This window comes from Sphingobacterium sp. UBA6645 (genome assembly GCF_002455685.1).
In the GTDB taxonomy this organism is placed as follows: domain Bacteria; phylum Bacteroidota; class Bacteroidia; order Sphingobacteriales; family Sphingobacteriaceae; genus Sphingobacterium; species Sphingobacterium hotanense.
On record NZ_DKLH01000022.1, the window covers coordinates 1 to 12,588 of the forward strand.

9 protein-coding genes are annotated in these 12,588 nt (G+C 41.7%); 6 read left to right on the plus strand and 3 right to left on the minus strand.

The features are described from left to right. The first annotated feature begins 289 nt into the window (after positions 1-289). The 4 genes from B2400_RS03670 (at position 290) to B2400_RS03685 (ending at position 6,344) form a co-directional block, all read left to right on the plus strand. Positions 290-670, plus strand: coding sequence for a response regulator (locus B2400_RS03670; RefSeq protein ID WP_149524773.1), 381 nt, complete (start codon positions 290-292; stop codon positions 668-670). Positions 671-882: 212 nt separating this feature from the next. After that, positions 883-1,947, plus strand: coding sequence for an efflux RND transporter periplasmic adaptor subunit (locus B2400_RS03675; protein WP_293930942.1), 1,065 nt, complete (start codon positions 883-885; stop codon positions 1,945-1,947). 10 nt (positions 1,948-1,957) lie between these two features. Beyond that, positions 1,958-5,035, plus strand: a complete 3,078-nt coding sequence (locus B2400_RS03680; protein WP_293930945.1) for an efflux RND transporter permease subunit — start codon at positions 1,958-1,960, stop codon at positions 5,033-5,035. A 4-nt stretch (positions 5,036-5,039) separates the two neighbouring features. After that, entirely contained in the window at positions 5,040-6,344 is a 1,305-nt protein-coding gene (locus tag B2400_RS03685; RefSeq protein WP_149524776.1) for a TolC family protein, read from the plus strand. 158 nt (positions 6,345-6,502) lie between these two features. Here B2400_RS03685 and B2400_RS03690 read toward each other — a convergent pair whose 3' ends face one another. Together B2400_RS03690 and B2400_RS03695 are read right to left on the minus strand one after the other, a co-directional pair. Then, positions 6,503-6,691: a hypothetical protein gene (locus tag B2400_RS03690; RefSeq protein WP_149524777.1), complete on the minus strand. Its 189-nt coding sequence runs from the start codon at positions 6,689-6,691 to the stop codon at positions 6,503-6,505. Positions 6,692-6,762: 71 nt separating this feature from the next. After that, positions 6,763-8,394, minus strand: coding sequence for a S8 family peptidase (locus B2400_RS03695; RefSeq protein ID WP_293930951.1), 1,632 nt, complete (start codon positions 8,392-8,394; stop codon positions 6,763-6,765). A 158-nt stretch (positions 8,395-8,552) separates the two neighbouring features. On the opposite strand from B2400_RS03695, the gene B2400_RS03700 reads away from it, so the two are divergent. Continuing rightward, positions 8,553-10,670, plus strand: a complete 2,118-nt coding sequence (locus tag B2400_RS03700) for a S9 family peptidase (RefSeq protein ID WP_293930954.1) — start codon at positions 8,553-8,555, stop codon at positions 10,668-10,670. Between the two features lie 276 nt (positions 10,671-10,946). On the opposite strand, the gene B2400_RS03705 is transcribed toward B2400_RS03700, so the two are convergent. Next, positions 10,947-11,120, minus strand: a complete 174-nt coding sequence (locus tag B2400_RS03705; protein ID WP_286652439.1) for a hypothetical protein — start codon at positions 11,118-11,120, stop codon at positions 10,947-10,949. Positions 11,121-11,861: 741 nt separating this feature from the next. Here B2400_RS03705 and B2400_RS03710 point away from each other — a divergent pair. After that, a complete protein-coding gene (locus B2400_RS03710; RefSeq protein ID WP_293930957.1) occupies positions 11,862-12,578 on the plus strand; it encodes a GNAT family N-acetyltransferase in 717 nt (238 codons plus the stop codon). Positions 12,579-12,588 lie beyond the last annotated feature (10 nt).

The window sequence follows — 12,588 nt, forward strand, 5'->3', positions numbered from 1 at the left end:
TCTGTTTAAACCAAAGGTTCAGAAAGCATGTCTAATATCTAATGTCTATTAAAGATATCCAGAGAAGCCATGCTCTAATGTCTTATATCTGATAACTATTATCTCCTTTAAACGACTTCGATAATTTTATTTTAATAATGTAAGGAGAGAAATTATTAAGAAATTATTGGTTTTGTAGATAATTGTTTACAAAATTCGTATATTGCTTCGGGATAAGCGGTAAAATGAGAAATCATCCCATACCGACTACTATGTTTAGTAAATCCCATCCTACTTATACTAGCTATCTATGAAATCAATTAATGTTGCTCTAATAGACGACAGTTCTATTTATCGTGAATTGCTGAAGATGATTCTGCGCTCTGTTCCTGATTACAAGTTTAATATATTGTTTGAAGCTGAAACGTTAGTGGGTATAGAAGATAATAAACAATATCATGAAGAATTGGATGTGATTCTTTTAGACATCATGATGCCTGATATTGATGGTGTCACCGGGATTCCTATTCTACAAGACTTATTTCCTACTAGTTCAATTATCATGGTTTCGGATGTTGAAAGTCCGGAGGTAAAGGAGGAGTGCATTGAGAAGGGAGCGATGAGTTATATTATCAAGAGTGCGGTGCAAACTAGGCTTGCTCCAGAGATTATTGCGTATTGCAACAATTAAGTATATAACATATATTTAAAGAAAGGTCGGTATTTATATATCGACCTATTTTGTTTTATAAGAGCCTTATTTTATTGGATCTTGTGTTTTTCACTTTTAAGCGTGAAAGCACTATAATAACATTATTACATAAGCGTATCGCCTTTTTTTCCTAATTTACTGATTGTTATAACGACTCAACTTAATCGTACGGAAATTATTTTCCAAGACTTATGAAAAAGAAAACACTGATTATTGTTCTGGTAGCTCTGGCTGTACTAGGGGGTATGATTTTCTACCGGATTAGCAGTAATAAAGAAAAAGACGCCAAGAATGCCGGTCCAAGAGGCGGGGGGCGATCCGCTGCTAAGGTATATGGAAAAGTAATTCAAGGACAAACTTTCTCGGACTTTTTAACGCTATCGGGCTCGATTGAAGCGGACGAACAGATCGAATTGCATACAGAAATCTCCGGTATTGTGGAGTCCATTAATTTTTCGGAAGGTGGGCGTGTGGGCAACGGACAGGTGTTGATTACGTTAAATGATGCGGAGCTACAAGCTCAGCTTGCACAAGCAAGAACGAGGAATAACCTTGCCGCAGAGAATGAGCGCCGGGCAAAGCTTCTTCTCGAAAAGGAAGCAATCAGTCAGGAGGAATACGATATCGCGAGTGCTGATTTTCGTACTGCTCAATCTCAAATCCAACTCATCCAAGCTCAGTTGAGCAAAACAGTTATTCGTGCTCCTTTTTCCGGAACTATCGGCTTACGTAATATCTCCAAAGGAAGTTATATTACCCCAGCGACTAGTATTGCAAAGCTTGTCAATATGAATCGCCTCAAGGTATCCTTTTCCATTCCTGAGAAATATGCCAATAAAGTACGCGTTGGAAGTCAGATTAAATTTGATGTTCAAGGTGTTGAAGGTGATTTTTCCGCTAAGATTTATGCTACGGAACCTTCAGTAGAAGCGAATACTAGAACACTATTGGTGAAAGCCATTTCTACGAATACTGGAAATCAACTTATACCTGGTACTTTCGCCAATATCGTCTTTCCTTTAGAAACTATTGATAACGGGTTACTAGTTCCAGCCGAAGCCTTAATACCTATTCAGAATGGAAAGAAAATCTTCGTGATGAAGAATGGTTTAGCGACGGAGGTTTTGGTTGAAACCGGCGCAAGAACAGACGCAGATATCCTGATTATATCAGGACTTAATCCTGGTGATACTGTATTGACTTCTGGAGTTATGGCGCTTAGGAATGGAACACCTGTACAAGTGACGCTGCGATAAGAAAGGAAAAATGAGTTTATCTACCATAAGTATCAAAAGGCCCGTTCTGGCCATCGTCATGAATCTCGTGCTGATCCTGTTTGGAATCATCGGCTACACCTTTTTGGGGGTCCGGGAATACCCGTCCATTGATCCTGCGCAGATTTCAGTCCGTACGAGCTATGCCGGAGCCAATGCTGATATCATCGAATCGCAGATTACCGAACCTTTAGAAAAGTCGATTAACTCCATTGATGGTATCCGTAATATCTCTTCCTCTTCCAATCAAGGTTCTAGTAATATCACCATAGAATTCAATTTAGGGAAGAACCTAGAGGAAGCTGCCAATGATGTTCGTGATAAAGTATCTCAAGCGCAGCGAAATCTACCTCAGGATATTGATGCTGCACCGGTCGTGTCCAAAGCTGATGCCGACTCTGAGCCGATCATCACCATGACCATGCAAAGTGCAACACGGAATGTACTTGAACTATCAGATTATGCTGAGAATGTTATAGCCCAACGTCTGCAAACTATACCGGGCGTAAGTTCTGTCCAGATATGGGGACAGCGTAAATATGCGATGCGTCTATGGATAGACCCGAATAAGCTTGCTTCTTACGGATTGACCGTATTGGATGTTCGTGCAGCATTGAATACACAGAATGTCGAGTTGCCATCCGGTAAACTTACAGGAGCTAATACCGAGCTTGCCATTAAAACTATTGGTAACCTTGCTTCCGAAGAGGAGTTTAATAATATCATCATCCGCGCAGACAATAACCGTGTGGTTAAATTAGGCGATGTGGGGAATGCTGCTTTAGAAGCTGAGAATTTCGAAACAAAGATGTCGGATTCCGGATACCCGATGGTGAGTTTAGCCATTATACCACAGCCAGGAACCAACTATCTAGAGATTGCCGAACAATTCTATAAAGAATACGATAAACTGCAGAACGAATTGCCGGAAGGCTTCGAACTCAATATTGCTATCGATAATACGCTCTTCGTGAAGAAAGCCGTTTTGGAAGTAGTAGAAACGCTCTTGATCGCTATTGTATTAGTAGTATTGATTATCTACATCTTCTTCCGTAATTGGTCGATTGCCTTCAGGCCTTTGATTGATATTCCCGTATCCCTAATAGCTACATTCTTTATCATGTATTTATGTGGGTTCTCCATCAACGTATTGACTTTGTTGGCCATTGTACTCGCAACGGGTCTGGTGGTGGACGACGGTATTGTCGTCACGGAAAACATCTTCAAAAAGGTAGAAGAAGGGATGTCGCCAATACAGGCAGCGATCAAAGGATCCAATGAGATCTTCTTTGCCGTTATTTCGATCTCCATCACCCTAGCGGCCGTATTCCTACCTGTTATCTTCTTAGAAGGCTTCGTAGGGCGGTTGTTTCGAGAGTTTGGGGTCGTCATCGGGGCGGCCGTCCTCATATCGGCTTTCGTATCATTGACCTTGACCCCGATGCTGAATGCTTACCTGATGAAAGGCGGTGAGCAAAAGAAATCTAAATTCTATACGCGGACAGAGAAGTACTTCGAAATGATGAATACCGAATATGCCGGCGCGTTAAAAGGCTTTCTAAACCATAGATGGCTAAGTTTTGCCACTATTATCGGCTGTTTCGCATTGATCTACTTGTTTTACCAACTCTTACCGAAAGAAACCGCTCCTTATGATGATAGAAGTTATATCAGTTTAAGAGTCACAGCACCAGAGGGTGTCTCGTATGACTATATGGATCGTTTCATGACCGATCTGACCATGTTGATCAATGATTCGGTACCTGAGAAGAAGGTAAGCTTGGTGATTACTTCTCCAGGCTTCGGATCTGCTTCTTCCAACTCAGGATTTGTGAGGTTGGGATTAGTGCAGCCGGACGAACGCGAGCGAAGCCAAGCGGAGATCGCTGACGACCTATCCCGATTAACACGGGGCTATTCAGAAGGACGTGTCGCTGTTTCGCAGCAACCGACCATCTCAGTCAACCGACGTGGAGGTTTGCCAATACAGTACATCATCCAAGCACCTAACTTCCAAAAACTGGAAGAGAAGATTCCGGAATTTATGGAAGAATTGTCGAAAGAGAATACTTTCTCGATGACCGATGTGAACTTGAAATTCAATAAGCCGGAGGTATATGTATCGATTGATCGTGAAAAAGCACAGACACTTGGTGTGTCGGTCTTGGACGTTGCACAAACCTTGCAGATGTCTTTAGCTGGACAGCGCTTTGGCTACTTCATGATGAATGGTAAGCAATATCAGGTGATGGGACAGTTTGACCGTGCTGATCGTGCTACACCAATGGATTTGGCTGCTATTTTCGTTAAGAACAATCGCGGCGAGCTGATACAGTTGGATAATATCGTTGAGCTAGAAGAGCGCAGCAGTCCGCCACAACTTTACCATAACAACCGTTATATGTCGGCGACGGTGTCTGCTGGTCTCGCGCCGGGACGAAGCATGGGTGACGGTATTGATGCGATGGAACGGGTTAAAGAAAAAGTATTGGACGAAACCTTTACCACCGACTTAGGCGGTGAATCGCGAGATTTTGTAGAGAGTGGATCGAATACGATGTTCGCATTCGGGTTAGCAGTGTTACTGATCTTTCTAATCCTAGCAGCGCAGTTCGAGAGCTTCATCGATCCAATTATCATCTTGATCACCGTGCCGATGGCGGTGGCAGGAGCGATGTTTTCTTTATGGCTATTCGGACAGTCCTGGAACATCTTTAGTCAGATCGGAACCATTATGTTGATCGGGCTTGTGACGAAGAACGGTATCCTGATTGTTGAATTTGCCAATCAATTACGAGAACAAGGCTATAAAAAATACGAAGCGGTCGTGGTCGCTTCGGAATCACGCTTAAGACCTATCCTAATGACCTCTTTAGCAATTGCGTTAGGCGCATTGCCGATTGCGCTGTCTTTAGGCGCCGCATCGACCAGCCGTATGGGTATGGGGGTCGTAATTGTTGGCGGAACGATGTTCTCCCTAGTGTTAACTTTGTTCGTTATCCCGGCATTCTACCTGATGCTATCCAGAGATAAGAAGCCACATCCAGAATTTGAAAATATTGAAGAATAATAACATGAGAATAGTTGCTGTCATATCCTTTATTGTGTGCTTTGTGTCGATTTCTCGAGCGCAAGGACTATTGACGGTCAGGGAAGCAGTGGAAACTGCGTTAGAGAACAACTTTGAAATCAAGCTGTCGCAGAACGATCTACGCGTTGCGCAAGAGAATGTGACTTACGGCAATGCCGGGATGTTGCCGACTGTTACGGGAAATTTCTCTCAAAACAACAATCTTCAAAACTCCACGCAGACCCAAGCGTCAGGAGAGGAACGCTCCTTAAGGAATGCCAAGAACAATAGCATGAACTATGGCGTTAGCATTGGTTGGACCATCTTTGACGGTCTAGGCATGTTCTCGCGCTATGATATCTTAAAGGAAAATCAAAAGCTTGGCGAAGTCGAACTGAAGCGAACGGTATTGAATAAGGTGTCGGAAGTTATATCAACCTATTTCACGATTGTCGAGCAGAACAACCTCCTGCAAGCAATAGACTCCAGCATCATTATCTCGAAAGAAAGGTTGCAGACTGCAGAGAACAGGTTCTCCATTGGAAAGGCATCCCGCTTGGAAGTTCTGAATGTGCAGGTGAATTTAAATGAGGACGAGTCTACTCGATTGCGGCAGGCAGATGTTGTAAAAAACTTGAAGATTACCTTAAACAGCCTAATGGCACGCGACCTCAGTATAGAATTTGATGTTGAACGCGATGTTGAATACGACGATACCTTGATTCTAGATGAACTGATGCAGAAAGCTAAGCAGCACAATCCCGACCTGCAGCTTATCGCGATCAACAGAAGGATGGCCGAGCTCGAACTAAAAAGAGTGAAAGCCGCACGCTATCCAACGGTTCGACTCAATACCGGCTATAACTTCTCCGAGACTGAATCCAGCTTAGGATTCGTTTCCCAATCCAATTCGCGTGGATTAAATTATGGTGTTACAGCCTCCGTGAATATCTTCGATGGCTTTAACCAACGTCGCAATGAGCGTGTCGCAAAGATCCAGATTGAAAGCGCCGACCTATTGATCGAACAACAGAATCTGACCATCAACACAGCCATCGCAACAGCATTCCAAACTTATCAAACGAACCTATCCTTAGCTCGCCTCGAAGAGACGAATGAAGATATTGCACGCCAGAACTTAAACATAACCCTAGAGAAATATAAGATAGGCTCCATCTCCGCCGTCGAATTCCGCGACGCCCAAGAGAACTTCATCAACGCCGTATCCCGTTTCAACACCGCAAAACTGCAAGCCAAGCTCTCAGAACTTCAATTGAAAGAGATTATTGGGAATATCGATCTGAATTAGATATTAGATGATAGACATTAGACATTAGATGCGTAGGACGCCACTTAATTGACAATAGTAAGTAGACTCAATTATTTAGACCGTTATGCTCTAATATCTAAAATCTAATTTCTAAAATCTAATACGAACAAAGCCGCTCTTTCTAGAACGGCTTTGTCTTATAATTTACGAAATGTCTTTGAGTAGTTGAGGATGTTTTCTATCGTCTTTTCGTTTGGATCTTTTGCAATCTGTTGAATGCAGTTTTTGATCTTTTCAGCGAAAACCTCTAGTTGAGTATCTTCATGTAAGTCTGTACCAAGACCTTCGTAATTTACATCTTTTACAGGAGTAGAATTTTCCACCATAAGCATCTTGATTTATGTTTATTATCTAAACGGAAGATACAAAGTATTATTGTGAAAAATTTAACATTTTTTTACTTTTTCTTTGAAGACAGTTTGTTAGCTTCTACGACCGCCTTGTATGCATTCACAATACCGCCGCTTATGCTGATTTCATCTAAATAAACACGCTTCGAACCAGACTCGCCTTTGATCTTAACTTTCTGATCCACTTTCGTTACGCTCTTTAAAATCACGTCTTTCACTTGTGCTGCTGTCAAGTCAGGGTAGTAGGAGCGGATCAATGCTGCCAAACCTGCCACAACTGGCGATGCCATACTGGTCCCTTGTTGGTCTTTGTATTTCGAACCTGGTACGGTAGAGTTGATCTTTACCCCAGGAGCAAATACATCTACACTGCGGTAACCATAGTTAGAGAATTCAGCTAATAAGTCGCCGTCTACTTTCCAACCTGTAGCACCAACAGTGATCCAGTTCTTCGCTTCACCGACCACAGCATCAAGACTGTCTGTGAAATATTTCATCGGGTAGTTCTTTACGACATCATTGTCCTTCGAATCATTACCTGCAGCATGTACTAATAAAACGTCTTTCGATTCCGCATATTTGATAGCGTCATCTACCGTTTTCTTGTTATACACATAGCCTTTACCGAAGCTCATATTGATTACGCGAGCACCATTATCTACAGCATAACGAATAGCGTTCGCTACATCCTTATCGCGCTCATCACCATCAGGGACATTTCTAACGGTCATGATCTGTACATTGTTTGCCACACCGTTCACACCAAGCTTATTATCGCGCTTCGCACCAATAATACCTGCTACGTGCGTTCCGTGCTCCGCATCTGGACCAGTTACATCATTATTCCCATAATGACGTTCTGTAGCATCCTCATAATTATCACCAACGATATGTCTAGAATCGTATTCCTTATTTAAATGATACTCTACTTGATTAGAAAAATAGGTAGCACCTTCTTTCAGATCTTCGTAAAACTTATCGAATGTAGTTTTGTCAAGTTCCTTTTTCGCAATGCGGATCGCCATTTTCTGACGGTCAGAAGTTGCTTGGAAAGCATCTAAATCTGCTTTTGTAATATCCTTAGGCTCTTTGTTCAATCCTTTGATCATTCCATCGAACTCCTGCTTCAAACGGCCATAGTTCAAGTTTCCGAATTGTGCCTCATCCATTTTGGAAGTATAATCGGTGATCATTTTCTGATAAGCGACAAACTCTCTACGTTCCTTTTCAGACAGAGGCGTAGTTGGAAGAACAGAGATATATTTAGGTTCGTAAAGGCGAATCAAGCGAGTAACCTCTAAATTATCGTATGTTACGTTTTCACCCTTCGCATTTCCCAAAAAGTTCCATCCGTGAACATCGTCTATATAACCATTGCCGTCATCGTCTTTGCCATTACCAGGGATTTCTTTTGGATTGGTCCATAGCACATCCTTTAAATCCTCATGTTTGATATCGACACCGCTATCCAATACCGCTACGACTACAGGCGTCGATTTACGGCCTTTCAATAGTTCATAAGCTTTCTCTGTACTAATTCCCATTACCCCATCTTTCTGGAAATCTAGATTATACCAGTTTGCTGGAGGCGCGTCTTTATCTTGTTTTTCTTGAGCAAATCCCAATGTCGGCAAAAGTCCGAACGCTAAGTAGCATAATAGTTTATTTGTTTTATGCATGTTTCAAAATTTATGTTTTAGCAAATATAATTTATTCGCCGCTTGCGAATTGTTAATAAATCTAAAAAGCGGCTAATTTTGAGTATTTTTATCGTTGCAAAACAAACCATTTACTAGATATGAGCAATAAATTGATAATAAGTTTAATTTTAGCAACTATGATATCTTCTTGTTCTACAGATAAGAACAGCAATAAAAAGGCCATAAAATGGCCGGATGCGACCGCCCCTGTTGCGGCAGAAAAAGCCCATCAGCGCGTTATTCATGGCGAGTCTGTCGATGATCCTTACTATTGGCTGAACGATTATTTTAAGAAAGGTGCTGATTCATCAGCGGTCGTAGCCTACCTCGAGGCCGAGAATGCGTATACCGATACGATGATGAAGGATACAGAGGCGCTACAGAGCAAGCTGTTCACGGAAATGAAAAATCGTATTAAAGAAGCGGATGAGTCTGTTCCTTATTTGATGAATGGGTACTATTACTACCGCAAGACCGAAGAAGGAAAGCAATATTATAAATACTGTCGTAAGAAGGGCAGTTTGGATGCGCCAGAGGAGGTTATCTTAAATGTAGATGATATGGCGGAAGGATTTCCTTATTACTCGGTATCGGGCATAGCAGTGAGTCCGGACAATAAGATGGTAGCTTATGGTGTGGATACTGTTTCGAGAAGAGAGTATGTTATCCATGTGAAGAACCTGGAGACTGGTGAAATATTGAAAGATAGAATTTCACAGACATCGGGAGATCCGGTATGGGCGGCCGATAACAAGACCTTGTTTTATACCGCAAAACATCCGGTAACATTATTGAGCGAAAAAATAAAGAGACATAGCTTGGGTCAGCCGAGCAGTGCGGATGTCGTTGTTTATGATGAAAAAGATAATACCAACTACATTGGTGTTTGGAAATCGAAGGATGATAAATACATTTTCATCTATTCGGGTGGTACTTTGAGTTCGGAAACCCGTTTTATCAAGGCAGATGAACCTTCCGCAAACTTTACTGTTTTCCAGCCGCGAATTAAAGATGTATTATACAACGTGACGCCACTTGCTGATCGTTTCTTAATCCATACAAACGATAATGCGAAGAACTTCAAGATTATGGAGGCTCCATTAGACAAACCGGGAAAAGAAAATTGGAAAGAGTATATCCCGCACCGTGAGGATGTATTGATCGAGGGTATCGACGAGTTTGCTAATTATTTGGCGATTTCTGAACGCAAGAACGGCTTAACGAATTTGGCTATCCGCAATTTAAAAGATAATTCGCAACATTACCTTGACTTCGGCGAGGCCGCGTACACCGTTTATCCAAGTACAAACGCCGAGTATAATTCAGATGTCCTTCGTTACGGTTATACTTCATTAGTCACTCCTTCGTCAACCTTCGATTATGACATGAAGACCAAGGAGAAAACCTTGTTGAAACAGCAGGAAGTTTTGGGCGGATACGATGCAGGGCAATATGTAACAGAGCGTATTATGGCGAAAGCTAAAGACGGCGTGCAGGTTCCGATTTCCATTGTCTATAAAAAAGGAACGAAGAAGGACGGGCAAGCGCCATTATTATTATATGCTTATGGATCGTATGGTGCGTCGATGGATCCGAGCTTTAACTCCGGACGTCTTTCGCTATTAGACCGTGGATTCATCTATGCTATAGCGCATATCCGCGGTGGCGAAGAAATGGGACGTCAATGGTATGAGGACGGAAAGATGATGAAGAAAAAGAATACGTTCACCGATTTTATCGACTGCGGACAATTCTTGATCAATCAAAAATATACCTCCGAAGAACACTTGTATGCACAAGGCGGAAGTGCCGGCGGACTATTGATGGGCGCTATTATCAATATGGCTCCAACCTTATGGAATGGTGTTATTGCTCAGGTTCCATTCGTTGATGTGGTGAACACGATGTTGGATGAAACGATTCCATTGACGACGAACGAATATGACGAATGGGGCAATCCGAACAACAAAGAGGCATATGATTATATGAAGTCTTATTCTCCATACGAAAATATAGAAGCCAAGGAATATCCAAATCTTCTAGTGACTACAGGCTTGCACGATTCACAGGTGCAGTATTTCGAACCCGCGAAATGGGTTGCAAAGCTGCGCAAAGTGAAGAAAGGCGATAATGTGATCCTATTGAAGACTGATATGGATTATGGTCATGGCGGCGCTTCTGGTCGCTTCGACTATCTGAAAGATGTCGCTTTAAACTATTCGTTTTTGCTGAAGTTAGAAGGCATTACCGAATAGGTATAAGACATAAACAAACTCATACTTAGTCAAACCCAATAAACCCCCCTATCATAGCCCTTTCGAAGCGGTTGTGATAGGGGGGTGTATTGGGTTTAAAAGGGTTCTATGTCGAAGCAGTCTCGGCCAAAAATAGAATTGTCTAAGATAGAATCTTAGACAAGTAGATCGGAAGGTGCGACCCTTTAGGGGGGTACCTCAATTTAAAAATTGTTTAAAGTAATATTATTTGCCAGCGTCCGATTCGGCCTGGCATAGAAGTGAAGCTCGATAAGATTATTGATGCTCTTGTTGTTCGATTTCTCTTGAATCAATTTGGTGTTGCTTGTAGTTACGCACAGCATTCTTGCTGGCGGTTTGAGATACCAAGAAGCCGATGATAGCAATAACCGTCACCACGACAATCCCCCAAACATGCTTTTTCTTGTCCTGCTTTACTAACCAGTACATAAAATAAACGTAAGGGATGACAAATATGACAAAGAAGAAAATGCTAGGACCTACCATGTTGTTTTTAAAATTTGGAACAAAATTAAGTATTTATTTGTTCTTCAGAAAATTGGGTAGGTTATTAGATGGAATTCTGACAAAAGATTGATGATGCTGACTGTTTGGAACGAGGGTTATTATGAAGCAGATGCAAAACTGCTACAAGCTTGTAGCAGTTTTATCACGGGGCAAAATTTGTTATGATTATACAAAGTACAACCGCATTATGCAATTGCGTTTAACACCAATTTGTTTTAAGGACGTTATAAGTCTATTGTTCAAACAATGTTTTTTTAAACGTTTTAAAGATTCAAGAGTCTTATTAGCAGTCTGGCAATGATGGATTTGGCTTGTTGGAGATAAAATAAAAAATCTACAATTATATTGCATAAAAGAAAAAAATAATTGTTTACTTTTGCGCAGTCTGATTACAGCGATCAACAGAATATAATGAACTATAAAAAGGTATATATGAACACATTTGACCGAGCTTTACACAAGCTGGGGGTGAAGGTTTATTATGCGCTTCGTTCATTTAGTTGTCCGCTTCTACGATTCCGACGACCTATTCTGCCTCGAGCTTGATTCTGAGGCAGGCAAACTCCAATTTTAAGGTTCATCACGCTCGATGGATTCTGATCAAAATTTAATTTACAGTTTTTTAGAATACCTCGGTATTTATTTTTTAGGTCGACATTATTAATGACAATCTCTGATTTTTTGATTATTCCCGCAACAGCAGCTCATGTGGAGTATGCGGATGATATTTGTAATGAAATGTTCGAGTCTGCAAAGGCTCGCGGAACAGGTATTGCACGTCGTAAGCCGGAATATGTAGCCCGTAAGATGGATGAGGGCAAAGCGGTCATTGCTTTGCATAAAGATGGTCGATGGGCGGGTTTCTGTTATATCGAAACTTGGAGCCATGGTGATTACGTTGCTAATTCGGGGCTTATCGTCAATCCAGAATTTCGTAAGGTCGGCTTGGCAAAGGCCATCAAAAAGCGCGTATTCGAATTGTCTAGAGAGAAATATCCGAAGGCTAAGATATTTGGTTTAACAACGGGTTTGGCGGTGATGAAGATCAACTCTGATTTGGGGTACGAGCCGGTTACTTATTCGGAGCTGACGCAAGACGAGGAGTTCTGGAAAGGTTGTCAATCCTGTGTTAACTATGATATCTTGATGTCTAAAGACCGCAAAAACTGTATGTGTACGGCGATGTTATGGGATCCGGTCGAGAAAGAGCGGGAATTGAAGGAGAAGATACAGCGTCGTGCGGAAGCGAAAGAACGTTTGGATCGAATTTCGAAGAAGCAATCGTTGTTGAAGCGTATTGAAGCGAAGCTATGGAAATCGACCAAAAAGTTTGTTGCCAGTATAATTCCTGTAGGGGTGAAGCCGGTTAAAGGATTTTAAATTGTTATTT